Source organism: Wenzhouxiangella sp. AB-CW3 (assembly GCF_014725735.1).
Classification (GTDB): domain Bacteria; phylum Pseudomonadota; class Gammaproteobacteria; order Xanthomonadales; family Wenzhouxiangellaceae; genus Wenzhouxiangella.
This window is the reverse complement of the sequence record NZ_CP061368.1, coordinates 1,919,155-1,944,098: the sequence shown is the minus strand read 5'-3', so window position 1 is coordinate 1,944,098 and position 24,944 is coordinate 1,919,155. Positions and strand designations below refer to the sequence as shown.

28 protein-coding genes are annotated in these 24,944 nt (G+C 61.0%); 17 read left to right on the top strand and 11 right to left on the bottom strand.

Translation table 11 applies throughout. The annotated features are described in order from the left end of the window. The first annotated feature begins 34 nt into the window (after window positions 1-34). Together pgsA and IC757_RS08505 are read left to right on the top strand one after the other, a co-directional pair. Complete coding sequence (pgsA, locus tag IC757_RS08510; protein ID WP_190973895.1) at window positions 35-598, top strand: CDP-diacylglycerol--glycerol-3-phosphate 3-phosphatidyltransferase; 564 nt, start codon at window positions 35-37, stop codon at window positions 596-598. Window positions 599-658: 60 nt separating this feature from the next. Next, a complete protein-coding gene (locus IC757_RS08505; protein WP_223846066.1) occupies window positions 659-1,477 on the top strand; it encodes a class I SAM-dependent methyltransferase in 819 nt (272 codons plus the stop codon). Between the two features lie 43 nt (window positions 1,478-1,520). Here IC757_RS08505 and IC757_RS08500 read toward each other — a convergent pair whose 3' ends face one another. Next, entirely contained in the window at window positions 1,521-2,624 is a 1,104-nt protein-coding gene (locus tag IC757_RS08500) for a phosphate/phosphite/phosphonate ABC transporter substrate-binding protein (protein ID WP_190973894.1), read from the bottom strand. Window positions 2,625-2,695: 71 nt separating this feature from the next. Further along, window positions 2,696-3,487 carry a YgfZ/GcvT domain-containing protein gene (locus tag IC757_RS08495; RefSeq protein WP_190973893.1) on the bottom strand — a complete coding sequence of 264 codons (792 nt, stop codon included), beginning with the start codon at window positions 3,485-3,487 and terminating at the stop codon, window positions 2,696-2,698. A gap of 45 nt (window positions 3,488-3,532) precedes the next feature. Between IC757_RS08495 and IC757_RS08490 the strand changes: the two genes are divergently transcribed. From IC757_RS08490 to IC757_RS08450, 9 genes are all read left to right on the top strand, one after another. Continuing rightward, window positions 3,533-3,706 carry a DUF1674 domain-containing protein gene (locus IC757_RS08490; protein WP_190973892.1) on the top strand — a complete coding sequence of 58 codons (174 nt, stop codon included), beginning with the start codon at window positions 3,533-3,535 and terminating at the stop codon, window positions 3,704-3,706. 33 nt (window positions 3,707-3,739) lie between these two features. Next, the gene (sdhC, locus tag IC757_RS08485; RefSeq protein WP_190973891.1) at window positions 3,740-4,114 is read left to right on the top strand and encodes a succinate dehydrogenase, cytochrome b556 subunit; all 375 of its coding nucleotides are present in this window, start codon (window positions 3,740-3,742) and stop codon (window positions 4,112-4,114) included. Further along, the gene (sdhD, locus tag IC757_RS08480) at window positions 4,111-4,491 is read left to right on the top strand and encodes a succinate dehydrogenase, hydrophobic membrane anchor protein (protein ID WP_190973890.1); all 381 of its coding nucleotides are present in this window, start codon (window positions 4,111-4,113) and stop codon (window positions 4,489-4,491) included. Before sdhC ends, sdhD begins: the two co-directional genes overlap by 4 nt. A gap of 1 nt (window position 4,492) precedes the next feature. Further along, window positions 4,493-6,283 (top strand): succinate dehydrogenase flavoprotein subunit, encoded by a 1,791-nt coding sequence (gene sdhA, locus IC757_RS08475; RefSeq protein WP_190973889.1) that lies wholly within the window; start codon window positions 4,493-4,495, stop codon window positions 6,281-6,283. A 3-nt stretch (window positions 6,284-6,286) separates the two neighbouring features. After that, window positions 6,287-7,072: a succinate dehydrogenase iron-sulfur subunit gene (locus IC757_RS08470; protein WP_190973888.1), complete on the top strand. Its 786-nt coding sequence runs from the start codon at window positions 6,287-6,289 to the stop codon at window positions 7,070-7,072. Window positions 7,073-7,165: 93 nt separating this feature from the next. Next, the gene (locus IC757_RS08465) at window positions 7,166-7,375 is read left to right on the top strand and encodes a succinate dehydrogenase assembly factor 2 (protein ID WP_263405546.1); all 210 of its coding nucleotides are present in this window, start codon (window positions 7,166-7,168) and stop codon (window positions 7,373-7,375) included. Continuing rightward, window positions 7,344-7,772 (top strand): hypothetical protein, encoded by a 429-nt coding sequence (locus IC757_RS08460; protein ID WP_190973886.1) that lies wholly within the window; start codon window positions 7,344-7,346, stop codon window positions 7,770-7,772. The genes IC757_RS08465 and IC757_RS08460 overlap by 32 nt, the downstream gene beginning before the upstream one ends. Further along, window positions 7,769-8,446 (top strand): monofunctional biosynthetic peptidoglycan transglycosylase, encoded by a 678-nt coding sequence (mtgA, locus tag IC757_RS08455; RefSeq protein WP_190973885.1) that lies wholly within the window; start codon window positions 7,769-7,771, stop codon window positions 8,444-8,446. The genes IC757_RS08460 and mtgA overlap by 4 nt, the downstream gene beginning before the upstream one ends. Before the next feature lie 75 nt (window positions 8,447-8,521). Beyond that, complete coding sequence (locus IC757_RS08450) at window positions 8,522-9,286, top strand: DUF3592 domain-containing protein (protein WP_190973884.1); 765 nt, start codon at window positions 8,522-8,524, stop codon at window positions 9,284-9,286. Window positions 9,287-9,301: 15 nt separating this feature from the next. Here IC757_RS08450 and IC757_RS08445 read toward each other — a convergent pair whose 3' ends face one another. Continuing rightward, window positions 9,302-9,931 (bottom strand): DUF4126 domain-containing protein, encoded by a 630-nt coding sequence (locus IC757_RS08445; RefSeq protein WP_190973883.1) that lies wholly within the window; start codon window positions 9,929-9,931, stop codon window positions 9,302-9,304. 13 nt (window positions 9,932-9,944) lie between these two features. Between IC757_RS08445 and IC757_RS08440 the strand changes: the two genes are divergently transcribed. The 3 genes from IC757_RS08440 to IC757_RS08430 all read left to right on the top strand — a co-directional run bounded on the left by IC757_RS08440 (window position 9,945) and on the right by IC757_RS08430 (window position 13,203). Next, window positions 9,945-10,898: a pirin family protein gene (locus tag IC757_RS08440; protein ID WP_190973882.1), complete on the top strand. Its 954-nt coding sequence runs from the start codon at window positions 9,945-9,947 to the stop codon at window positions 10,896-10,898. Window positions 10,899-11,122: 224 nt separating this feature from the next. Beyond that, a complete protein-coding gene (locus IC757_RS08435; protein WP_190973881.1) occupies window positions 11,123-11,956 on the top strand; it encodes a GGDEF domain-containing protein in 834 nt (277 codons plus the stop codon). A gap of 107 nt (window positions 11,957-12,063) precedes the next feature. Further along, entirely contained in the window at window positions 12,064-13,203 is a 1,140-nt protein-coding gene (locus IC757_RS08430; protein ID WP_190973880.1) for a DUF4397 domain-containing protein, read from the top strand. 327 nt (window positions 13,204-13,530) lie between these two features. On the opposite strand, the gene IC757_RS08425 is transcribed toward IC757_RS08430, so the two are convergent. The 4 genes from IC757_RS08425 to IC757_RS08410 form a co-directional block, all read right to left on the bottom strand. Further along, window positions 13,531-14,814 carry a DEAD/DEAH box helicase gene (locus IC757_RS08425; RefSeq protein ID WP_190973879.1) on the bottom strand — a complete coding sequence of 428 codons (1,284 nt, stop codon included), beginning with the start codon at window positions 14,812-14,814 and terminating at the stop codon, window positions 13,531-13,533. A gap of 207 nt (window positions 14,815-15,021) precedes the next feature. Continuing rightward, window positions 15,022-16,449, bottom strand: a complete 1,428-nt coding sequence (locus tag IC757_RS08420; protein WP_190973878.1) for an FGGY family carbohydrate kinase — start codon at window positions 16,447-16,449, stop codon at window positions 15,022-15,024. Continuing rightward, a complete protein-coding gene (locus IC757_RS08415; RefSeq protein WP_190973877.1) occupies window positions 16,442-17,185 on the bottom strand; it encodes a glycerophosphodiester phosphodiesterase family protein in 744 nt (247 codons plus the stop codon). Before IC757_RS08415 ends, IC757_RS08420 begins: the two co-directional genes overlap by 8 nt. Beyond that, window positions 17,185-18,114 carry an NAD(P)H-dependent glycerol-3-phosphate dehydrogenase gene (locus IC757_RS08410; protein WP_190973876.1) on the bottom strand — a complete coding sequence of 310 codons (930 nt, stop codon included), beginning with the start codon at window positions 18,112-18,114 and terminating at the stop codon, window positions 17,185-17,187. The genes IC757_RS08415 and IC757_RS08410 overlap by 1 nt, the downstream gene beginning before the upstream one ends. Before the next feature lie 97 nt (window positions 18,115-18,211). Here IC757_RS08410 and IC757_RS08405 point away from each other — a divergent pair, with 97 nt between their 5' ends. Together IC757_RS08405 and IC757_RS08400 are read left to right on the top strand one after the other, a co-directional pair. Continuing rightward, the gene (locus IC757_RS08405) at window positions 18,212-19,066 is read left to right on the top strand and encodes an alpha/beta fold hydrolase (RefSeq protein ID WP_190973875.1); all 855 of its coding nucleotides are present in this window, start codon (window positions 18,212-18,214) and stop codon (window positions 19,064-19,066) included. Between the two features lie 12 nt (window positions 19,067-19,078). Next, window positions 19,079-19,492 (top strand): protein YgfX, encoded by a 414-nt coding sequence (locus IC757_RS08400; protein WP_190973874.1) that lies wholly within the window; start codon window positions 19,079-19,081, stop codon window positions 19,490-19,492. On the opposite strand, the gene IC757_RS08395 is transcribed toward IC757_RS08400, so the two are convergent. From IC757_RS08395 to IC757_RS08380, 4 genes are all read right to left on the bottom strand, one after another. Further along, entirely contained in the window at window positions 19,479-21,656 is a 2,178-nt protein-coding gene (locus tag IC757_RS08395) for a putative bifunctional diguanylate cyclase/phosphodiesterase (protein ID WP_190973873.1), read from the bottom strand. The genes IC757_RS08400 and IC757_RS08395 overlap by 14 nt on opposite strands. A 144-nt stretch (window positions 21,657-21,800) precedes the next feature. Next, complete coding sequence (locus IC757_RS08390; RefSeq protein ID WP_190976869.1) at window positions 21,801-22,034, bottom strand: hypothetical protein; 234 nt, start codon at window positions 22,032-22,034, stop codon at window positions 21,801-21,803. A 94-nt stretch (window positions 22,035-22,128) separates the two neighbouring features. Beyond that, complete coding sequence (locus IC757_RS08385) at window positions 22,129-22,593, bottom strand: glycine zipper 2TM domain-containing protein (RefSeq protein WP_190976868.1); 465 nt, start codon at window positions 22,591-22,593, stop codon at window positions 22,129-22,131. A gap of 323 nt (window positions 22,594-22,916) precedes the next feature. After that, window positions 22,917-23,693, bottom strand: coding sequence for an Hsp20 family protein (locus IC757_RS08380; protein ID WP_190976867.1), 777 nt, complete (start codon window positions 23,691-23,693; stop codon window positions 22,917-22,919). A 122-nt stretch (window positions 23,694-23,815) separates the two neighbouring features. On the opposite strand from IC757_RS08380, the gene IC757_RS08375 reads away from it, so the two are divergent. Further along, window positions 23,816-24,928 carry an alpha/beta hydrolase family protein gene (locus IC757_RS08375; protein ID WP_190976866.1) on the top strand — a complete coding sequence of 371 codons (1,113 nt, stop codon included), beginning with the start codon at window positions 23,816-23,818 and terminating at the stop codon, window positions 24,926-24,928. Window positions 24,929-24,944: the final 16 nt, after the last annotated feature.

Below are 24,944 nucleotides of genomic sequence, written 5' to 3'. Positions count from 1 at the left end.
GGGATAATAGCGTCTCAATGACCGGAGAGAAGACTTGCACCTGACCATTCCCACATTGCTGACGCTGCTGCGCATCGTGCTCATACCGGTGCTGGTCGTGGCGTTCTATCTGCCGGTGGAATGGGCCAATCTGCTCACCGTGACCCTGTTCGTGCTGGCTGCGATCACCGATGGCCTGGATGGCTGGATTGCCCGGCGCTTCGGCATGACCAGCAGTTTCGGTGCCTTTCTTGACCCGGTGGCCGACAAGCTCATGGTGGCCGTGGCGTTGATCCTGATCGTTCAGCGTCATCCGGAAATCGTCATCGCCTTGTCCGCGGCCATCATCCTGGGGCGTGAAATCACGATTTCGGCACTGCGTGAATGGATGGCGGCACTGGGTGAGGCCGCCCGCGTCAAGGTGGCATGGACCGGGAAGCTCAAGACCATATTGCAGATGGTCGCGATCGGGTTCCTGCTCTACGGTGAGCCCCTGTGGGGGCTGCCCGTTTTGCAGATAGGGCGCTGGTTGCTGGTGATTGCCGCGATTCTGACCATCTGGTCCATGCTGGCCTACCTGCGTGCCGCCTGGCCCGCCATCCGCGAGCAGCGCGAATAATCTGTTTCGACCGGGGCCACGGCCCGTTACTTGTTCTCAATACGCAACAGGAGCCCAGCATTGTCAAAGCCCAGCAGGCGTAAATCCACGATGGCCGACCAGGCCGATCGGCATGAACTCTACGAAGCCAGCGTCCAGGATCCGGAAACTGAGCTGGAATTCGTCAGCGAGACCTTCGAGTCCTTGACCGGTCGCCCCCTGGTATCGATTCGGGAAGATTTCTGCGGCACCGCCAATACCGCCAGCCACTGGGTTGCCGCCGGTCCGCGCAATCGGGCCGTGGGCGTGGACCTGGACAAGTCGGTTCTGGAGTGGGGCAGGCGTCATCACCTGTCGAAACTGACCGACGATCAGGCCGGCCGGATACAGCTGGTGTGCGATGACGTCATGCAGGTGGCAACCGAGCCGACAGACGCCGTGCTGGCCATGAACTTCAGTTACTACCTGTTTACCACGCGTGACCTGCTGCGCGGCTACTTCCGCCGCGTACGCGATGCGCTGGTCGATGACGGTGTTCTGTTTCTCGATGCCTTCGGTGGATACGATGCCCATCGTGAGCTCGAAGAGAGCACAGAATACGACGACTTCACCTACACCTGGGATCAGGCCAGTTTCGATCCCATCCATCACCACATGACCTGCCTGATCCACTTCGAGTTTCCCGACGGCTCCCGCCTGGATCGGGCATTCGAGTATTACTGGCGCCTCTGGACCCTGCCGGAAATTCGTGAATTGCTCGATGAGGCCGGCTATTCGGAAGTGACCGTGTACTGGGAAGGCACCGACGAGGAAACGGGCGAGGGCGACGGCATCTACGAGCCGGCTGAAACCGGCGATGCCGATGCCGGCTGGATCTGCTACCTGGTGGCACGCAAGTGATACCGGCCGGCAGGGAACAGTGCCGGGTCAATAATTGTAGCAATCAGAACGCCCTGGTCACTGCACGGAGCCATTCTTCCAGACCTTCGTAGGCTCCGGGCTCGGCCTCGACAAACTGTTCGAGGTCGAGTTCGTGCAACACCGCGATGTAGTCGTCGTCTTCGTGCAATATCAGCATGGCCTGGCGGATTTCTTCGCGTATGCCTTCCGGCACCGCCGGGCTGGCCGAAAGGGTCAGTCCGGGAAATTCCCGCGAAGTCTGTACCCGTTCAAGATTGACGTAGCGTTCGGCCAGGGTGCGCGGCACGATGGCCGCCTCGGCTTCGGCGGCAAAGACGATCTCGATGGCATCCAGCCACGAGCTGGCATTCGAAAGGACAACAGGTTGCTGCATGGGATTGTCATACCAGCGCGCCAGCACCAGGTAGCCCAGGCTGGGAGAGGGCATGGATGAAACCGGCCGGCCGATGAAGTCGGCGAGACCGGCCCCCTCATGTTCGGCGCGAGCCATCAGCGAATAGCTCATGGGTGCTGCTGCAGCCACCAGCGGGGAGTAGTCGTCGCGCTGCATGCGAAACGCGGTCATGTGTGCTTCCTCGATGACCAGATCCGGCGTTTCGCCACGGCGCGCATCCAGCCAGTAGCGATGGAAGTCACGAGACAGCCTCAGATCGAAGCGATAAGGCAGTGTCTCGTTGAGATAGCGTACCAGTGGTCCGTAAACCCGTTCGGCCTGGTCGGGGCTGAATACCGGGTGGCCTTGCAATGTAAAGGTTTCAGGAGTCGACGGGGCGGGGTCCGGATCAGTCGCTTCGGCAGGCGGCTCCCCGGTTTCGGGCCTTTCTTCTGCCTGCTCGGGCTGCGGGTCTGTTGCCGCGTCCGGTTCGTCAGCGGCAACGTCTTCCTCGACAAGGTCTTCTTCCTGCACGGGTTCGGCATCGTCCGGCTCCGTGGCTTCTTCTGGCGGGGGCTCGGCCGCTTCTTCCGGAAGCTCATCCCTTGCTTCGGCCTGTTCAATTGCTTCGACGGCTTCTACCGCCTCTTCGACATCGATCTCGTCATCTTCCTGCACGGCCCCTGCGGCTCCGGCAAAAAGGAGAAAAATCAGAAGGCAGAACAGGCGCCGTGCATGGTTTGAAGTGTTCATTCAACTGACCCCTCTAAGTGCATGATTCGCTTTATTTGTCGATTGCTTTCCCGATAGTAGCATACGGCTTCTCAGGGCAAAACCTGCCCGCTGGACGAGCCGCCGTCGCTCACCACGGTCTGCCCGGCATCACAGTCGACGGTCAATACGGCCAGTCCCCGTGCATTGCCGTCCTGCTGTAACCCCCACAGCAACTCTCCCACTCGCTGACCTTCAGGATCGCGCAGGGTTTCGGCCGGCTCGGGCAGCGGGTTGCCGCCGAAATCGATCAGGCTTGTCCGGTAGCGCACCTTGCCCAGGTAGTGCACCCGGGCAATGACTTCCTGACCCGGATAACAGCCCTTGCTGAAACTCAGCCCATCCAGCGCCTCAAGCCCCAGGGACTGTGGCAGGTGACGCGCCGAAGTCTGCCCCGAAAGCCATGGGATACGCTGATCCAGATCAGCCCGCTGCCAGACTGAACTGGCTGTGCCGTCGATGGGCAGCGTCGCGGTGGCGGGTTCCAGTGAGCGTTGCTCGTCCCAGGACAAGGGTCTGGCATGAGCGCTCGGGGCATTCCATCCGCCCGGTGCGTGTTCAGAGACCGCGATGTTCACCGTTCGGCCAATCGCATACAGCGGCAGGCGGGTCGAGAGCAGTTCGGCCTGGCTTTTTGGCAGCACCAGATCGATGTCGGATTCACGGCATGATGCCAACATGACAATCAGGGCCTTGCCCTTGGGATCACACCAGGCACACGGGTGCCAGGACTCTTCCCCGACATGGTCGAAATCCAGGGTGAACTGCGACTGGGCGAAAGCCAGGGCGTCCGGTCCGGACAATGTTGCCACGGCCAGGTGATCCAATCTGAAGCCTTCGGACATGATTATTCCGTCATCAAATGAGCTGGCAAAACAGGGTACAATTGTATGATGGCTCGTGAAGATGAAAATCGGCAGGACAAGCCTGCCGAAGCCGATCGGGAGGAGCGCCGGGAACAGCCGGACCCGGACCGCCCGGTCGAAATTGGCGGACGGCGCAAGGGACTGGAGCCGACCCGCTACGGCGACTGGGAAAAAGACGGTCGCTGCATCGATTTCTGAACATATCTCGCAGACAACAAAGAGAACAGGATCATGGTGACGGATAACCGCCCGATCTCCCCGTATACGGTCTACCGGCCGCAGTTGACTTCGGTCATGTCGTTTTCCCACCGCATCAGCGGCATTCTGCTCAGCCTGGGCATGGTGGTCGTCGTGCTGTGGGTGCTGGCCCTGGCTTCCGGGCCTGAGGCCTTCGAGCGCATCAATTCACTGCTGGCCACGCCAATCGGCCTGGTCGCCATGCTGGTGTGGACGTTTTCGCTGTTCTACCACCTGCTCAACGGCATTCGGCATCTGCTCTGGGACGCCGGCTGGTTGCTGGACCTGCGGGGTGCCTATGCCTCCGGCTGGATTGTGCTGATCGCCAGCGTGGTGATGACCGCCGTGGTTTGGGGAGGTCTGCTGTGAGACTGAGAAATCCACTCGCAAATGCACATAACCATGGCTCGGCCGGCCATGGCGTGTCTCACTGGTGGGCACAGCGGTTCAGTGCCATCGGCCTGGTCGTTCTGACCGTCTGGCTGGTCTGGGCGATGTGTTCGCTGGTCGGCGCCACTCACGCCGAGGCCGCGGACCTGCTCAGTCACCCCTTCCATGCCGCCATGGCGCTGCTGTTCGTGATTTCCGGCATCTACCATGGGCAGCTGGGCATGCAGGTCATTATCGAGGACTACTTCGACAGTCATCTGGTGGAGACCCTGGCCCTGGTTGCCGTGCGTCTGGTATCCATTTTCGGCGGCCTGCTGGCCGTGATTGCAATTCTCAAACTGGCTCTGGGAGTCTGAAGTGAGCAAGGCATACGACATTACCCGGCACGAATATGACGTGCTGGTCATCGGCGCGGGCGGCGCCGGCCTGCGTGCCACCATGGGGCTGGCCGCCACCGGGCTGAAAACCGCCTGCATCACCAAGGTCTTTCCGACCCGGTCACATACCGTGGCCGCGCAGGGTGGAATGAGTGCGGCGCTGGGCAATATGGGCGAGGATGACTGGCGCTGGCACATGTTCGACACGGTCAAGGGCTCCGACTGGCTGGGAGACCAGGACGCCATCGAGTACATGTGCAAGAACGCCATTCCGGCCGTGATCGAACTGGAGCACTTCGGGGTGCCTTTCTCGCGCACGGAAGCCGGCAAGATCTACCAGCGGCCCTTTGGCGGCATGACCACGCACTATGGTGAGGGTACGGCCCAGCGCACCTGCGCGGCTGCCGACCGTACCGGCCATGCCATTCTGCATACCCTCTACCAGCAGTCGCTCAAGCACGACGCGCAGTTCTTCATCGAGTATTTCGCCATCGATCTGCTCATGGATGATGATGGCGTTTGCCGCGGCGTAGTTGCCTGGGACCTGTCCACCGGCACACTGCACGAGTTCCGTGCGCATGCGGTCATACTGGCTACCGGCGGATACGGCCGTTCGTATTTCTCCTGCACCTCGGCCCACACCTGTACCGGCGACGGTAACGGCATGGTGCTCAGGGCCGGGCTGCCGCTGCAGGACATGGAGTTCGTGCAATTCCACCCCACCGGCATCTACGGCGCCGGCTGCCTGATTACCGAGGGTGTGCGAGGCGAGGGCGGCTACCTGACCAACTCCGAGGGCGAACGTTTCATGGAACGCTATGCGCCCAACGCCAAGGATCTGGCCTCGCGCGATGTCGTGTCGCGTTCCATGACTATCGAGATTCGCGAAGGCCGCGGCGTGGGAGAGAACAAGGACCATATCCACCTCAACCTGCAACACCTGGGTGCCGAAGTGATCAACGAGCGTCTGCCCGGCATTGCCGAATCGGCGCGCATCTTCGCCGGCGTGGATGTAACGAAAGAACCGATCCCGGTCCTGCCCACCGTGCACTACAACATGGGCGGCATCCCGACCAACTATCACGGCGAGGTCGTCACCCTGAAGGACGGTGATCCGGATGCAGTGGTGCCCGGCCTGTTTGCCATCGGCGAGGCGGCCTGCGTTTCGGTTCACGGGGCCAACCGACTGGGTTCGAACTCGCTGCTCGACCTGATCGTCTTCGGTCGCGCCGTGGCGCTACGCTGCGGTGAAACCATCGAGCCCGGTCAATCACACAAGCCGCTGCCTGAAGGCCGTGTCGATGCCATCGTCGACGAGTTCGATCGCCTGCGCCATGCCGATGGTTCAACGCCCACCGCCGAAGTGCGCGACGCCATGCAGCAGGTCATGCAGAACAATGCGGCCGTGTTCCGAACCGGTGAGACCCTGTCGGAAGGCAAGCAGAAGATTGCCGAGGTCAACGATTGTTTCGCCGACATCAAGGTCAGCGACCGCTCCATGGTATGGAACTCCGACCTGGTGGAAACGCTGGAGCTGCGCAACCTGCTCGGCAATGCCGTAACCACCATGGTTTCCGCCGAGAACCGCACGGAAAGTCGCGGAGCCCATGCACGAGAGGATTTCTCCGAGCGTGACGACGACAACTGGATGAAGCACACCCTGATCTGGATGGATGAGGCTGGCGCAACGAACATCGATTACCGCCCGGTGCACATGTACACGCTCACCGACGAAATCGATGTCATTCCGCCGAAGGCACGGACGTACTAAACCATGGCACAGTTCAGACTTCCAAAGAATTCCCGCATCACCAAGGGCAAGCACTTTCCGGCACCGGATGGGGCGCAGAACGTCAAGACGTTTCGCATCTATCGCTATGATCCCGACAGCGGCGAGAATCCGCGGGTGGATACTTACGACATCGATCTCGATGATTGCGGGCCGATGGTGCTCGATGCCGTCATCAAGATCAAGAACGAGATCGACCCGACACTGACCTTTCGTCGGTCTTGCCGTGAAGGCATTTGCGGCTCTTGTGCGTTCAACATCGACGGCACCAATACGTTGGCCTGCACCAAGGGCATCGACGAGGTCAAGGGCGAGGTCAGGATCTACCCGCTGCCGCACATGCCGGTGGTCAAGGACCTGGTGCCCGACCTCACGCACTTCTATGCCCAGTACGCCTCGATTCGCCCCTGGCTGAGAACCCAGAGTCCGGCTCCGCCCGACAAGGAACGGTTGCAGTCGCCGGAGGACCGCAAGCATATCGACGGGCTCTACGAGTGCATCCTCTGCGCCTGTTGTTCAACAGCGTGCCCCAGCTACTGGTGGAATGGCGAGCGTTATCTGGGCCCGGCCATCCTGCTGCAGGCCTATCGCTGGCTGGTCGACTCCAGGGACGAAGCAACCGGTGAGCGGCTCGACGACCTGGAAGATCCGTTCCGCCTGTATCGCTGCCACACCATCATGAATTGCACGCGGACCTGCCCCAAGGGGCTGAATCCGGCCAAGGCCATTGCCGAGATCAAGAAGATGATGCTGGCCAGACGCGGGCTCTGACCGGCCTGCGCGCCGTCATCGGTCATCGGCGAGTATCGGCACATGGAAAAGGCCAACATTCCCTCACGGTTACGCTGGCGCTGCAGAAGGGGTATGCAGGAGCTTGATGTGCTCCTGGGGCGTTGGCTGGCGACCCGGTGGACCAAAGCCGATGCCCAACTGCAGCAGTCTTTTGAAGACCTGCTCGAGTGCGAGGACGACAGGATCTGGGACTGGCTGATGGGGCGCGACAGGCCGGAAGCGGCGCTGTCCCGAATCATCGACGATATCCGTGAACTCGGATTCGGCCCGGACCAGCGCTGATCAGCCCATCCGGTCGGCTCCCGTGCCGGCACTGGTGGTGGCCATGCTCGGTCTGGCAGCCATGTTTGGCCTGATCCTTGGCAATCTTTCACCGAACTTCTGGTTGCTGCTGCCCGTCGTACTTGCCTACGCCGGGTGGCACGTCAAGCAGCTGCTCTCGCCACCATGGCGCGTATTGCGCGAATCCCCCGACCACCTCCTGCTGCTGGATCGAAAAGACAGAATATTCCTGGTTCAGCTCGAGGGCGGCTGCTTTGTCAGCCCCATGTTTCTGGGATTCAGATGCCGAACCGTGGCGGACAGGAAATGCCGGTCGGTCGGGTTGTTTCGCGGCCAGTTGGCCGAACCGGCGTTTCGGCGATTGTCAGCCAGGCTACGTCAGGGAACAGAGTCATGAAACGGTTGTTGCGCTGGCTGCGCAAGTGGTCGATACGCGTGGCCCTGGCCGTCATCACCCTGACCATCGCACTGACACTGCCACTGCGCTGGCTGGACCCGCCCGTATCGGCTTTCATGCTGGTGCATCGTTTGAGCTCGGAGGAGGCAGTACAGTATCAATGGCTGCCGATCAACCGGATCTCACCGGAGCTTGCACTGGCGGTGATTGCGGCAGAGGATCAGAATTTTCCGCACCATCATGGCTTTGACCTGCGCGAAATTCACGCCGCTGTTCAGACGCATCGCCGGGGTGGGCGTCTGCGTGGCGCCAGCACGATCAGCCAGCAACTGGCCCGCAATCTCTACCTGTGGCCGCACCGAAGCTGGTTCCGCAAGGGCCTGGAGTTCTGGTTCACCGTGCCACTGGAGTTGTTTCTCCCCAAGCAACGCATCCTCGAGCTTTATCTGAACGTCGCGGAGTTTGGACCCGGCCTCTATGGTGCCGAAGCCGCAGCACGCCACCACTTTGGCAAGCCGGCGAGCGAGTTGACACGTGCCGAGGCTGCCTTGCTGGCCGCGGTGCTGCCGGCGCCGAAACGCCTTGACGCCTCGCGACCGGGCGATTACCTGCTCGAACGGCAACGCTGGATCATTCGTCAGATGAACAATCTCGGCTACGACTGGGTGCCGTGATGGCACAATCGGAGTCCTGATTGCGTTGCTGTATTTCAGGCACCCTTCGAATATCCTGATCGTCACTGAGATTTCATGACCCGAATACAACACCTGACCAATACACTTGGTACCGCCTGGGCGGACGAGCCGACCGTGCGCGGAACTGCAAAGATGGCGGCTGGCGCTGTCCTGATCTTTGTCGGCCTGTTCGGCATGTCCCCGCTTACTTCAAAGTCGCGCAAGAAGGGAAAGAAGAAGAGAAAGAGAAAGAATAAAGGCATGATGGGCGGCATTCTCGGGAACATGATTCTACTGGCTGCCGCTGGCTTGTTTCTGGTTGCCACGATTACGCTGTGGCCTGAAACATGGGACGATCAGGTCGAGACCGATGGTCAGGTAGCCGACTACCAGAGCGGAACAGGATCTGACGGCCGCCCCATCTATCGCCCCCTGTACCGGTTCGAGGCCGATGGCGTGGAGTACGGATTTGCTTCACCGGTACGCACGAATGTCCAGCCGGAGGTGGGTGCCGAGGTCAGGATTGCCTATTCGGCATCGGATCCCGAACAAGCTCGCCGCATTGATGGCGTCGACGGTATCGCACACTGGCTGTTTTTCGGTGTTTCCATGTTGCTCTTGCTGCTGGGTGGCGGGGCGTTGAGCATTAGCCTGGTGCTGGTGGGCTTTGGCATCTGGCTGTTTCGTGAAGGCCGTCGCGACCTGGACAAGCCGGCCGATCCCGAAGCCTCGATGCAGGATCTTCGCTCGACCTTCAGCCGGATACGCAGCGGGGAGATCGATATAGAAAACACCGCCGCCGGTCAGTCCGGCACTGCGGGTGGCAGTGCTGGTGTTTAGCGACTGAATAGCGGATCAAGGCCCCGGTGGCGAGTGTTCGCCGTGATCTGGGCCAGAGCCCGGCTGCTGTCGTGGTTTCCTGAACTGCCTGATGGCAACTGCCAGCAGCCAGACGACCAGTGCGATCACGATCAAACCGAAAATGATGGGCACGAAAATGGCGAGTACCACGGCCAGCAGGCTGCCCCCCGTTTCACCAGTGGATACGGCCGAGTTGCCCAGCCCCCCAGTGGAAGTTGTCGACAGTCCCCGAGCCAGCACGGTGGAGCCCTGAACAACTCCGGCCGTGCCGCCCCCGAGCACGGCCGCCGTACCCCACTGGGCTGCGGCATTCATCTCGGGCAGCAGAGACGAGACTATGACCGTGCCTCCGGCCATTGCGGCGGGCGTGGCCAGCAGATCGAGCAGGTTGTCGACCAGCGGTACGTAGTAGCTGCCGACCTCCATCAATGCAGCCAGGCCGACGATGGTCAGTACCGGGGTCGAGGTCATCCACATGAACTGCTCGCTGATGGGCAGCAGCTCGAAACGGCCGGCCAGGCCCAGGGCCAGGATGGGAATGAATACCCGCAGGCCGGCCGCGGCACTCAGGCAGATGCCGGCCATGACCGCAGAAAACGCGCTAATATCGGAAACGGCTTCCATGAGGGAATTCTACATGACGAATCCTGATCCGCGTCCCGACAGCTCTCGCGCCAGCGATTGCCCGAAACGACCGGGTTGCCCGGTCTTCGAGAGAATTCCGGCAAGGACCTCCATGCTCGGAGCGGGCATGACCATCCGACGGGTCCTGCCCAGTCGCCAGCGACGCATGATCGGCGCCTGGTGTTTCCTCGACCACGCGGGGCCGCTCGAATATGCCGCCGGGCAGGGCATTGCCGTGGGCCCGCACCCCCATATTGGCCTGCAAACATTTTCCTGGATGGTCGAAGGCCGGATGCGTCATTCCGACAGCCTGGGCAATAACACCTGGATCGAACCGGGCCAGGTCAACCTGATGACCGCCGGGCGAGGTATTGCGCATGCCGAGGAGTCCGATCCGGCAGAGCCTGGTCGTGTACAACTCGCCCAACTCTGGATCGCTCTGCCGGACGCAGTGCGCGATATGGCCCCGGACTTTGCCAATTTCACGGACTTGCCGGTCCTCACTTGCGATGGGCTGGAACTGACCCTGCTGGTCGGCCGGTATGCCGACCAGGCATCACCGGTGCCGGTGCATTCTCCACTGATCGCCCTTGACCTGTATGCCGGACAGGCCGGCCGAATAAGAGTGGAACTTGATTCGGATTTCGAACATGGCGTGATCGTGCTCGAGGACGAGGCGCTGATCGATGACGAGCCACTGAAGACCGGCGAGCTGGTCTACCTCGGGCAGGGCCGCAGTGAACTGACAGTAGCGGTCGGCCAGGGCGGTCGGGTTCTGATCATCGGGGGAGAACCCTTTGACGAAGACATCCTGCTGTGGTGGAACTTCGTTGCACGCACACCCGAAGAAATCGAGCAGGCTGCGTCCGACTGGGTGTCAGGGCGGCGTTTCGGCGCAGTCGAACATGCCGAGACGCCACCTCTGAACATGCCGGATCCAGGTCAGTCCCGCATCAAGCGACCCTGAATACTGCTGGCCGCGGCGGCAATCGCTTGCCGCTGCGGCAGCCACTGCCAGGCAGAACCCTGCCGGTGCTTGCACTGGCTCTCGCGAAATCGCCCCGACTGCGGTCAGCTCAGAGCTGGCACGTAGTTTGCTCCTGACCTGGCCATGAATAACAAAAACCTTCCTGAGTCATGACCAGCCAATCGCTTGCCATCAATGAAGTCCGGACACCTCATTCGGTACTGATGTCGCGAGACGTCCAGACCGTACAGCGCTCGCACGTGTTGCTCTGCGACCTGCAACGAACTCTGGACCCGACCGGACAGCTCCATATCCTGTTGCAGCACCTGGGCGCCGAGTTGGGTGTGATCGGTCTGGCCCTGGAACAATGTCCTGGAGAAGCTTTTTCGGAAGGTAACAGTTTGCGGGCAGGCGTGACCCGGGCAGTGCCGGTCCGGACTCGACTCCAGGCCGGCGAGATGGAGATCGGTGACCTGAATATCTACTTTCCCCTCCCGCCCGGCTTGCAGGAAGCTCACGCAGCCAGGCAGCTTGCTGCTGTCATCAGTTGGCCACTTTGCAATGCGATCTGTCATCAGCAAGCCCTGCTCGAAGCCCAGACCGATTCACTCACCGGAGTCGGCAACCGACTGGCCTTCGACCGTGTTCTGAAACGTGAAATGGCTCGCTCAGAGCGCCACGGTAGTCCGCTAGCCCTGTTGTTGATCGACCTTGATGGTTTCAAACAAATCAACGACACCCTGGGGCACAGCGCGGGTGATCGAGTGTTGCGCAAGCTGGCCAAAGCATTGAAGAACAGCCTGAGGGAACACGAAGACCTCTTCAGGGTAGGTGGCGATGAGTTTGCAGTGGTGCTGACCGAATTCGAATCACGGGATCAGGACGCCGTCATCAATCGCCTGAAGTCGATCACTCGGGATCATCGGATCGGCCCCGGACTGTCACTGTCCATTGGCATGGCCTGCTGGTCGCCAGGCTGCAGCGCGCGGCAATTGTTCGATCTGGCCGACCGTGCGCTGTACCGGGACAAGGCCAGGGGCAAGCGTTCACGAAACTGATCGCCGTCTTCACATTTCTCTTCGTCGCATTCACAGGAGCATCACCTGAAAAACACATCGGAGTGGGACTCTGAGCTCGCATTCACCAACCAGAAGAGGAACTAGCAATGCGAACACCACTCCGTACACCAGGCCAAATCCTGACCGGCCTGGCCATGATGCTCTTATCGACAATGGCGCTTGCAGACGCCGAAGTCACAATCGTACACGCCGCACCGTTCGCACCATCGCTGGAAGGAACAGCAGTCACGGTGACGGCCAATGGCAACGAAGTGCTCAGCGACTTCCGGTTCGGGGAATTCACCGAACCCCTGGCGCTTCCGGCCGGAGACTATGATCTTGACGTATTTCCCGCCGGCAGTGACGAAGCGGCCATCTCCGCCAGCGTCACCCTTGAAGACGGTGTCAGCTACACCGTGCTTGCCGTGGGCAACGGGGCCGAACAGGAGCTGGCGCTATGGCCCCTGGTCAATGACGCCGAAGCCCCTGCAGAGGGCAATCTCAACCTGAGGGTGGTCCACGCTGCTCCCTTCGCGGCGGCACTGGACGAAACCGAGGTCTCAATCCGGACTGCCGACGGCGGGGTCGTGAATGACCTGGTGGGTGTGCCCTATCAGGCTGAATCCGGGTTCTTCCAGGTACCGGCCGCCAACTACGATATCAAGGTAGCCTCGAATGATGGCCAGACCAATCTGATTGATCCGCTTCCGGTCGATTTGCCGGCTGGAGTCGACCTGACCGTAATTGCGATTGGTGATGGAAACAATCAGCCGTTGGGGCTGCTGGCCATTCCGGTGGGTGCCCTGGAACTGCGTGAGCCGGTGGATAACAGTGCCAACGGCTGGTGGGCATCGGCCACGGGCGGCAATGAGGGTTTCATCGTTCAGCCCATACCGGCCGAGAATCGCCTCGTTGGCACCGCCTACACCTACACACTTGATGGCGCAGGCAACCCGCTATGGGTCACCTTCGACTCCTGCCAGTCAGAAATCGGTGAAGCGGAATGCCCCAACCCTGGTGGATTCGACGGACGCAGTGCCGAAGCAGCAGTTTATGCCTATAGCGGTGGTACTGTGGGTGGTGCCGAGCCTGCGGATGGTGAGCGTGTCGGTACCGTTCAGTTCGATTTCGTCAGCTGTTCCACGGCCTTTGCCGAACTCGAGCTTGATGACGGCACGGTCGTCATCTGGGAGTTGTATCGTCTGGTCCAGAATGTGCCGTGCACGCTCACCGACCTGGATGAGTAACACTTAGCCAGCCTGCCGGCATCTAGTTTTTTGCCTGTTGACTGGCAAGGTGCCGATGGTTCGTCCGCAAGGCTCCGACCCGTGCCGGGTCGGAGCCTTGCTTACTAACGGTCTCACTATTGAGCAGACACTCAGCTTTGGTCTGTCAGCGCTTGCCCGCTGCGTTGCGCTCATTTGGCATAGGCCCACTATGCCTGCACTCGCGCGCCTTGCCGGCAAGCGCGTCCGTAGCTTTGGCTACTGTCACTCGGGCCGCACCACACGATCTGCGGCATTTGCGACAGAAACGCGCTCCGCGTAGAGTTATTCAGAGCTTCCTTAGTATTGTCAGGCCGCCTTGCGCTGGCCCTGTCCGCGTCCGCGCTGACGCCCCCGACCCGAGCGATTCTGCGCCGAGGCTTTCTGGCCATTGCGGTTGCTGCCGCGTCCGCCACCGCGAGAGCGACGCGCCGGCGACTTGGGTGATCCCTTGACGACCGGCTCGGTCGGCTCGTAACCGTCCAGGGTTTCGGTCGGAATCTCGACCTTGACCAGCTTGCGGATATCCTCGAACAGACCGTGCTCGGCGCCGGAGACCAGCGAGACAGCCAGTCCGTCTCGGCCGGCCCGGCCTGTGCGACCAATGCGGTGCACGTAATCTTCGGGCACGTTGGGGATGTCGTAATTGACCACGTGCGGCAACTGGTCGATATCCAGACCGCGCGCAGCGATGTCTGTGGCCACCAGCACACGGATACGGTTCTTCTTGAAATCGCCGAGTGCGCGGGTCCGTGCTCCCTGGCTCTTATTGCCATGAATGGCCGCTGCAGGCAGACCATCGGTTTCCAGTTGCCTGGCCAGACGGTTGGCACCATGCTTGGTGCGGGTAAACACCAGCACCTGGCGCCAGTCGTTCGAGCCGATCATCCACGACAGCAGTTCACGCTTCTTCTTCTGATCGACACGTACGACTTGCTGGGCAATGGCCTCGACGGTGGAGTTCGGCGGCGCCGTTTCCACGCGCGTCGGATCTTTGAGATAGCGGGCAGCCATCTCGGTGATCTCTTTCGAGAAAGTGGCCGAGAACAGCAGGGTCTGGCGCTGTTTCGGCAGGGCCTTGACGATACGCTCGATGGCCGGGCGGAAGCCCATGTCGAGCATGCGATCGGCCTCGTCAAGAATCAGCGTCTCGATGGCATCGAGGCGCACCGTGCCGCGTTCCATGTGGTCGATCAGGCGACCCGGTGTGGCGATGACCACATCGATGCCGCGCTTGAGCTTGGTGATCTGCGGATTGATGTTCACGCCGCCGAAGATCTCCAGCGACTTCAGGTCCAGATGGCGGCCATAAGCACGGAGGTTCTCGTGCACCTGGGCGGCCAGTTCACGGGTCGGCGTCAGAATCAGTGCCCGCGGGCGCGGATGGCCGGCGCGTCGTTCCGACAGCTTGTGCAGCAAGGGCAGGGTGAAAGCCGCCGTCTTGCCGGTGCCGGTCTGGGCGCTGGCCATCAGATCATGCCCTTCCAGCACGACCGGAATGGCCTGCTGCTGAACGGGAGTAGGTTGGGTATAGCCCTGCTCGCCCACGGCGCGCAGAAGCTCGGGCTTGAGCCCGAGAGAATCGAATTGCATGTTGTTTTCCTATGGGTTATTACCAAGGCTTTCCGTCCGCAACAACCGGACTGCGATCAAATCGGGGAAAGGCCTTGGTCTGCATGCAATCGCCGAGAGGGCGTCGAGGGGGATGGTTCTGAACGACGCGGAATCACAATAGCACAACCCGTGCAGTTTGTCGTCAATTTGTTGTTGTTCGCTGACAGACTGCAAGTGCTAACGCCGTCACTTTCCGGATGGCACTGTGGCTTGGATGTTGTCCAGCCAACGGCGGTAGCGCTTTGTCAGACCGTGGTCCTGCCGAACGCCGACAGTGTCGAAGGCCGTGCGGGGCAGGGCGCGGTCGTGCAGTCGGCACCAGAGCCCCAGGGCGGTGGCCTCGGCGGTGTGCAGGCGGACGGCAGGCACGCCTAGCAGATCGGCAATCAGGCTGCACAGCGTCGCTGATCGGCTCAACCCACCGCTTAGCACCACCCGTTTCGGAGGTGCCAACCGTTCTGACATGGCATCGGTATTAGCAGCGATAAGGAACGCGATGCTTTCAAGTAGCGCCAGCAAGCGGGCGTCGAAATCGTGTGCATCGTGCTCATCGACAAAACCGGCTTCAGGGCCGCTGCACCACCAGGGTGAGCCCAGACCGTCAATGCTGTTGATGAACAGCGGGGGTGCGTCAACGCGCTCGCGCAAGCCGTTCATGCGCTCATGTTCGATCCGGCGGCCTTGTTTCCTCTCCAGCCATGCCAGTGCCGAGGCGGCGCCATGCACGCTGCCTTCCAGCGCCCATCGGCTTCCATGATTGCGGTCAAGCAGGGTGAGCTGAAAGCGTTCGTCGTTGACTGGTTCGGACAGTGGCCGCAACAGGAAAGCTCCGGTGCCGAGATTGATGTAAAGCGTTTCAGGATCCGGCCCGCCGTCGAGAAACGGAATGCAGTTCTGATCGCCCATCAGCAGATTCAGGGGCACCGGGAGCTTTGTGCAGGCCAATGTGCCGTAATGGTCGAGACTGGGGGCAACCATGGGCAGCACACGCTCGGGAATGCCAAAGCGCTCAAGCAGCCACGGATCCCACTCATGTCGCTCACGCGACCACAGCAAGCTGCGCTGGGCCAGCGTGTCGTCGACCCGTACGGGCTTTTCCAAGAGCAGGCGGGCGAGCAGAAAGCTGCCCAGTGGTCCGCAGGTCAGGCGTTTGTGTTGCCGGGCCTGTCTGACTTCATCCAGTTGCTCCAGACACCAGGCGATCTTGGAGGCGCCGCCATAGGGCGTGAACCGCAGCCCTGTGCGCTGCTTGATCTCGCTGGCCTGATCAGCCAGCCGATCCATCCCTGGCAGTCCACGTCGGTCGCGCCAGGAAATGATCGGAGTCAGTGCCTGTCCGGTATGCCGGTCCCAGCACACGATACTGCCGCGTTGCACTGCCAATGCAGCTTGGTCGACTGGCATGTTTAGCCGCGCCATTTCATCGTGCACCGTCATGGCGACCGCCTGCAGTGCATTGATCAGTTCATCGGCGTCCTGCTCGACGCGCTCATCCTTCTCCCGCGTACTGACCTCGTGGCCGCCTTCGAAGCGGATATCTCCGTCACCATCAACGGCCAGGGCCCGGCAGCCCTGACCGCCCACATCAAGCAACAGGGTCGATTCCTTACTCATCCTCGGAGTCCGCGGCCTGCAATAGCTTTGGCAGATCATCCACCTCGATCAGGTCGGCACCACGGGCCACGAGTCGGCGCGCCGATGCCAGATCGTCGACACGATAGATGACCCATTGCCATCGGCCGGGCCAGAAAGGTGCGGCTTTACCCGGCACACGGTCGGCCCGAACAAACAGGTAGTCGGGTTGCAGCCAATGGGCCAGGCAACGCGTCAGCGGCGTCCAGGGGCGGAACACCCAGCCGATAGCGGGGGCCCCCATGGCCCGGGCCAGTCGCACGGCGCGCCACTTGAATGACAAAAATACGGTCGGACAACGCGCCCGGCCAAGGTGCTCAAGGACGATCTCAACGACCGGCCGGCGCCCATGCTTCCGGATGCTCTGACGTTTGAGTTCAACAAAAGCCGTTACCCCCGGATACTCACCGACCAGGGTCAGCATGGCTTCCAGCGTGGGAATCCGCGCGTGTTCACCGGCCCGGGTGGCAATGCTGAGCTCCTTCAACTGTGCCAGAGTCAGTTGGGTGACCCGGTCGCTGCGTCCCGTCAGTCGAGAAAGATCATCATCGTGAACGACAACTGCGTGCCGATCGGCCGTGATCTGCACGTCGAACTCGACAAAACGGGCCCCGGTCTCCAATACGGCTTTCACACCTTCCAGGCTGTTCTCCGGATAGCGGTCGGGCCAGCCACGATGAGCCACCAGCCAGTTGATGGGCGACGATGTGGTGTTCATCACTGGAACTCGCGTCCAAAGCGACGCCGGAGATAGTCCTGCAGTGCAGATGTCAGATCCAGCGGCCCGGTCAGAAAGTCACTGGCCAGGTCGAACAGCGGGTAGCGATCACGCTGTACCGTATCGTGCTCCCGGACCCGCCGCGCCGTATGCACGCCCTCGGAACGGATGAACTCTCCGCCCGCCGCGATCTTGTCGCTCTTGCCGGCGGCCAGGTCGGCGCCGATGGTACGGTGATGCGATGAATGACTCGTTGCACTGGTGATCAGGTCGCCCATCCCGGCCGGTCCGCGTGCCGTTTCGGGTCGTCCGCCCAGATCGGTCATGACCGATTCGAGCTCATGAACGGCTTCGTAGATCACGAACCCGCGAATATTGTCCCCCATCTTCAGTGCATCGATGGCACCGAGCAGGGGTACGTATACATTCTTCAGCACGACCGACCAGGCAGCACCCGTCAGGTCATCACTGGTGTCGAGAAAGAGTCCGGTGCTCGAAAACAGGCCGGCAGAGTCACGCGCATGCCGCGTGTTGCCCGCGAGCACGGCAAAGCCGCTCAGTCCTTCGCTAAGGTCGCGCGCAATCATGGGGCCGTAGACCAGGCCCCAGTGACGGCCTGTTCCCAGGGTTTCGGCAAAGATCTCGGCCGGGGTGCGAGCACGTTCGTCAACACCCTTGGCAATCGACAGACACACCGTAGATGACTCGATGTGCGGAACGATCCGTTGCGCCAGTCGTTCGTGCGGCTGGGTTGGCAGGGCGAAAATGATGACATCGCGATGCTCGGCCAGAGATTCAAGCGAGTTCGGATTGTCCCGGTCCCTTTCCCGGTGCCAGGTGTCGACATCATTGGTCGCTGCCAGCAGCTTGCAGAACATCGTCCCCATGGCGCCACGACCCAGCACGAGTACTCGATTTCGCTCAGGCATGGGTTCTCCATGTCGGTAACAACCGGCACTATACCAAGGGTCGCGATATACTGATCACATGACTTGCCGATAGCTTTGGAGTCTGTAGCACAGGAGCATGGAAGAGCACCGTTTCGAACGCAAGGGCACCTCTTTGTTCTATCGTCGCTGGCCCGGACCGGCCGAACGCACCCTGGTCATGTGCCACGGCCTGGCCAGCAACGGCACGCGCTGGCGCGAATTCGCCGACATGGCCCATGCGCAGTGCGACTGGCAGATCATCTGCCCCGATCTGCGCGGTCACGGTCAGTCGACCTACCGCGGCAAACTCACCTCCAAACACTGGATGGAGGACCTGCTTGCGCTGCTGGATCGGGAGGGCTGTCGGCAGGCGTTGTTTGGTGGTCACTGCCTGGGCGCCAATCTGGCCATGCGGCTGGCGTTGAATCATCCTGACCGAGTCGGCGGGCTGGTGCTTGTCGAACCGATGCTTCCGGCTGCGCTTCATGGCCCACTTCGCTTTGTTCGCCCCATTCGCTGGCTGTTGCCGGCACTGGCCTGGCCGCTGCGGCTGCTCAATGCCATGGGTATTCACCGCAGGCAATTGCCCGTGCTCGACCTGTCGGAACTGGATCGAAACACGCGCGCAGCGATGGCCGAGCATGGCAGTCATCAGGCAATGCTGGGACGTTACGCAAAACCAAATAAAGATATGTTTTACATGCCAGTAGCGACATATCTTCAAGCACTTTATCAAGTTCTGTGCGAGATCGGACCGATCGAGAAAATCGATCATTCAACGCTTGCGCTGCTGTCGGGAGGCGCCTTGCTGGCCGATCCCGAAAAGAGCCGGGAGCGGCTGGAGACCATGCCCCGCGTCCACATCGATCAAATTGACGCATTGCACTGGATCCCCACCGAGCAGCCCGAAGCAATGACCCGGTCGATTGTCGGCTTCCTTGGTCATCTCTAAGGAGAATCAGTCATGGCAAAGAGCGGTACGTTATCCGTAGATCTCAAGGTGTCACTCTACGGCCAGGGTCTGGTGACCGTATTGCTGGCGGTAGTAGTGGCCCTGGCTTTCTACCTGCAGCTTGGTATCTGGATATTTCTGGGGGTGCTGTTGGCCATGATCCTGATCTGGGGCTGGCTGATGCACAGCATCAACCGCTTCCGCTGGCGAAGGTTGGTGCTTTCGCACAGCGGTGAGCAGATCGTCCTGATCGGCCGGGACAAGTACCGCGAAGCCGGTCGTCTGGGCCGGTGTCTCGTAGTCTCTCCCTTCGTCACCTGTTTTCGCGTCAATGGTGAGCGCAGAAGATATTGGCTGTGCCTGTTTGCCGACAGCACAGATCGGGTTGGATGGAAACGATTGCGCGAGACGCTCAAGTCCGGTTGACGACGTTGCGGGTGCCGCTCTCCTCGCACCAGGCCAGCAATTGTTCGAGTGGGGCCGGTCGTCCGATGGCGTAGCCTTGTAGCAGATCGACACCCAGCTCGGTCAGGCGGTCCATGATGGCCGATGATTCAACGTACTCGGCAATGGTGCGCTTGCCCACGGCCTGCCCCAGTCGGTTGATCTCGGCAACCATCTGCCGCGCACTCTCATCACGATCGATATCTCGAACAAAACCGCCATCAATCTTCAGATAGTCGACCGGAAGCGCCTTCAGGTAAGCCATTGACGACAAGCCGCTGCCAAAGTCGTCGAGTGCAAAGCGGCAGCCCCGCTCATGCAGTTGCTCGAGCACCTTGCGGGCACGCGACAGATTGGCAATCAGGGCGGTCTCGGTAATCTCGAAACACATCTGGTTGATCAGTTCGTCATCGGCCGCATCCATGGTCGAGAGCAGGAACCGGAGGAAACGATCGTCACCCAGGCTGCGGCCCGACAGATTAATGTTGACGCGCTCTACGCATTGACCGACAACCGGGTGATCCGCTAGAAACTCCAGCACATGGGTCAGCATCCAGCGATCGATGTCCGGCGAGAGGCTATAGCGCTCGGCGGCCGGCATGAACTGCCCGGCGGGCAGTAGCTCACCATCCCTGGTGCGCATCCGGATCAGCACTTCGACCGCGTGCAGAGCTCCGTCATGGCTACTGGCATGGGCGATGGGCTGATAGTGCGCCTCCATGCGGCCCTCGTGAAGAGCCGACTGAATTCTGCCGACCCAACGCAACATGCCCACTCGTTCGGCCAGTCTGCGATCCTTGCTGTGCCAGCAGTGGACCCGGTGGCCACCATCTTCCTTGGCGGCCAGGCCGGCGCAGTCCACCCGTCGAAGGATTTGTGCGACATTCAGATCTTCGTCGGAAAACGAATACAGCCCGATGCTGGCGCCGACCGTGCCGCCGGGTTGGGGCTCGATTCTGCGCAACTTGTCGAGGAAGCGCTGACCCTGGACAACGGCATCCTGCTCGCCGGTCCGGTCCAGCAGCACGGCAAACTCGTCGCTGCCCAGACGTGCAGCCAGGACATCCCGGCCGAAGACCTCCTGGATCAGGCTGGCCAGGGCAACCAGAACGCGATCGCCCGTCGTGTGCCCGAGGTTGTCGTTGATCAGGCGGAACTGGTCGATATTGATACCCAACAGTACGTTCTGACCATTTTTCGGCCGCTCGATCAGAAACTGCGACAAGCGCTTTTCGAACGCCAGCCGATTGAGCAGTCCGGTCAATGCATCATGAGATTCGAGGTAGTCCAGTCGTTGCGACACTTCGCGGCGCACGCGCAGCGAACGAGCAAGCTGCCAGGCACCCAGCGCGAGCAAAATGACGATCAGGGCGGCAATGATTGCAACCAGCAGGGCAGGGGTGCCTCCTGGGCGCTCGTAGGGCTGCAGCCAGCGTTGATGAATGCGGTCGAACTCACCGCTGGCCATTACACGTTCCAGCCCCTGGTTCAGAGCCTGCAAGAGTGCATCATTGTCGCTTTGCACGGCAAAAGCGTATTCGACTGGCAGCACGGGCGGACCGGATACGGTCAGCTCCTTCAAATCATGGTGGCGAAGGGCGAACCGGCCACGATGCTCGGTCAGCAGGGCGGCATCATGTTCGTTGTCGGCCAGCAGGCGCAGCCCTTCGGTATCCGTGTCCACCAGTGTAAGCTCGATATCCAGGCCCGTCTCCTGCAGGTACTCATGGCTGAGTGCAGCTCGCTGGACAATGACACGCTTGCCGGCCAGTTCTTCAACTGATCGAAAAGATGGCGCGGATGCGGGAACAAAGATGCGGTGGTGGACAATGACATGGGGCTGGGCAAAGGCCACATCATTGGCCCGTTCGGCAGAGACAAACATGCCCAGCACATCAATCTCGCCATGAGCCAGGCCGACACGCATGGTCTCCCAGTCGCCAAGCTCGAACCGAACCTCGAAACCAGACTCGCGAGCAATGGCCCGCATCAGATCAACATGAAAGCCCTCGGGCTGTCCCTCCTGGTCGAGAGTTTCATAGGGTTTGTAGCCGTCTTCACCGCCGACAACCACTACTTCGGAATGGGCCACATGAGCAAAAAGCAACAGCAAGCCCGGAATCATCCATCGGGCCGATGCCCTCAAGCTCGTTTCCCCATTCCGGTTCACATTGACTCTGAGTGTTACCTAACTTGCCGCATGGCCCACTAGCCTACCCGGGGCGCGTGAAACCAACCACCCAACGCACGCCCCCGGGCAGCCGTATCCCGGGGGCGTATGTGGAAGAGGCTATTGCAAAGTCGCCAGTCCGATGCCGCCGATGATCGACATGACAAGGAAAAGGACGAAGAAAATCGCCATCCACAACAGGGCGGCACGCGCCCAGTTCTGCTTGCTTGGCGGCGTGCCGGCCGATACGGCCCACACGATCAGCATGATGATGTTGACGATGGGGATAAAGGTTAGAAACAGCGTCAGCATCCAGTTGCCGAGGCTGACATTCTGGTCATTTTGGGTATCCATGGACACACATCTCCCGTAATGGTGTGGCAAACCCGCAAATGCGGGACTCAGCCCATCTTACGACAAACGGAGCCGGATACTGACAGGCCATCGTTCAGTCCAGGATTTTCCAGCTGCCGTCGGCCTGTCGGCAGGCCGTACCGTAAACCTGTTCGGTCTGCCCGCCGATCTGGGCATCCAGCGTATACTCGCGACACGGGCCCTCGGGTGATTCATAGGTCCTGGTCGGCTCCATGCGATAGTAATAGCCGGTGTCCGGGTTCTCCCATTCCGATGCCACGCCGGTGCGTGTGGTTTCCAGCGTGGTTGCCATCTTCATCCGATCCACATCATCCATGGTGCGGCCGATGGCGCCACCAATCGCGCCGCCTGCCATCATCCCGGCCAGGGTCGCCACGCCGCGTCCACGGCCACTTCCGACCTGGGAGCCGAGCACACCACCGAGAATACCGCCGATGACCATGCCGGTTTCCTCGCGCGGGCCGTGGGGTGTTGCGCAAGCAGCAAGAAAGAAGACACAGGCAAGAACCAGTCCGGATACGACAATCCTGGGTTTCATGAGCGACTCTCCATTGAGTAAGTATTCACAGATTGTGACAGATTCTACGGCCAGCCTATCCGTGCAGTAACCGTTACTAATGAGGCCGTTAATCAGCAGACATTCAGCGCTTCAGAGCCGGCCACCGGCAAGGCGCGCGAGCGCCGGCATAGTGGGACTATGTCAAGTGAGCGGAACGCAGCCGGTGGCCGGCTCTGGAGCGCCCTCAGGGCTTGCCTCTCAGCGTCCGTGGGCTGCGTTCTCGGCGCCCGCTACACCTGCGCGCCGACGCCTTGCCACGAACGCTGAGAGACAAGCTGAATGTCTGCTGATTAACGACCTCATTAGTATACCAGTCGGCGAGGCACTGCCAGGTTCAGGGTGCCGCGCTCCAGGGTCCAGGAAAACGCATGAGCCGCAGCATCCGGGGGCAAGGTCATCCGCAGATCGATGGCGCCGAAGAAGCGCTCCTGGCGATGCGGCATGCCATGCTGGTGCAACAGGGGACGATGGCGGACCGTGCGCACCACGAGGGTGCGGCCGACCGCCAGAACCAGCACGTCGGCTGGGCGCACCCCTGGCATTTCAATCACCGCGTGGTAGCACGTGTCCGAGCCGGTCAGATCGACGGGCGGTTGCCAGGCCGAATCAAAGCGGTGACGTAAAGAATCTGATAACAGAGGCAGAGTGCCCATTGCCTGGAAGCCGCCAGGAATCGAGGCACCCTCCGTTCTGCTGACCCGGTGAAGTCTGACAACCAGCACGCCGGCATCCAGGCTGATCGTGGAAGCTCCCGGTCTACAGTCGGTCGGCAGCCTGAAACTTCTCAGAAAGCGGCCGGAAAAGCGTTCCTGGCGCTCACAGCGTTCGGTCCGCTCGCTGCCGGTGGTTCTTAGGCCTTGTATCATGAGCATATCGCGGTCAAGCACCACCTCGATCTGCCCCAGGGCCAGCCCGGGCAAATCGCACTCGACAATGTACTCATTGTCGTCACGGATGATATCGACGGGCGGAGACCAGGCCTGATTCAGACCGCGTACACCGCTGACGCCAGCCCGGCCTCGCTTTTCGGGGCTATGGGCTTGTGCTGATTCTGCAGGTTTATGATCTTCGGGATACATGGGGTGCCGGAGTCACTGCCGCAATTCCTTTCAAGGCTACCCATTTGCCGGATCACACCGGTTGAGTCATATCAAGGTTTGAGCTGTTAGAATCGTTGCAGAATCAAACATCCGGATCACTGATGACCCGATTGCTGCCAGTCCTGTTCTCCGCACTGTTCCTGGCCAGCGGTGTGTGTGGCGCGACGCCGGATCCAGACGAGTCGGAAGCGGCGGTCAAGCCGGTGGGCATGACCGAGCGCGATTTCACCGACCCGGAGCGAACCGAATGGGGCGGCGATGAGCAGCGCCCCTTGAGAACCACGGTCTGGTATCCGACCGATGCCACCCAGGACAGCTTCGAGGTCACCGTCGGCAACCCGGAAGACCCGCTGTTCGTCGCTGGTCGGGCACAGGGCAATCCGTCCTTGTCCGAGTCCGAGGATCGTTACCCCCTGGTGTTGCTATCACATGGCACGGGCGGGGCCGGTATTCACCTGATGTGGCTGGCCACGGTTCTGGCCGAGAATGGCTACATCGTTGCCGCCGTCAACCATCACGGCAATACCTCTGCCGGCGAGAACTACGCACCGGAAGGCTTTTTGCTCTGGTGGGAGCGAACCCGCGACCTGTCGGCGGTACTCGACCACCTGCTGGAAGACTCCGAATTTGCCGACCGCATCGACCCCATGCGCGTCGGAGCAGCCGGGTTTTCCCTGGGTGGATATACCGTCATCTCCCTGGCCGGTGGCCTGACCAGCCTGGAGGCTTTCGAGGCATTCTGTGACGGGCCCGAGCGCGACGCCACCTGCGACCCCCAGGAGGAATTCCCCGGCGCCCCCTCGGCCATGGCGGAGGTGCTGAATGAACCACACGTTCAGGAGTCGCTGGCCGAACACGACTCTTCTTTTCGCGATGATCGTTTTGCCGCCGTGTATGCCATCGCTCCGGCCTTGGGCGGCGCCTTTACCGAATTGGGCCTGATGCCGATCGTCATCCCCGTTGGCATCCTGGGCGCGGCCAATGACGACATCGCACCGGTGGAAACCAACGCCCGACACTTCGCCGACCACATCGAAGGTGCCGAACTCCATGTCCTGGAAGATGCGGGGCATTACAGCTTCCTGTCCCGCTGTACCGACAGCGGCCGCGAACGACTGGGCATGTTCTGTCGCGATGGTGGCGGCAGCCGTGACGATATCCATCAGAATGCGGCCGATAGGGTAGTGCGATTCTTTGATCAGCACATGAACTGATCGCCATCGTTCCGGC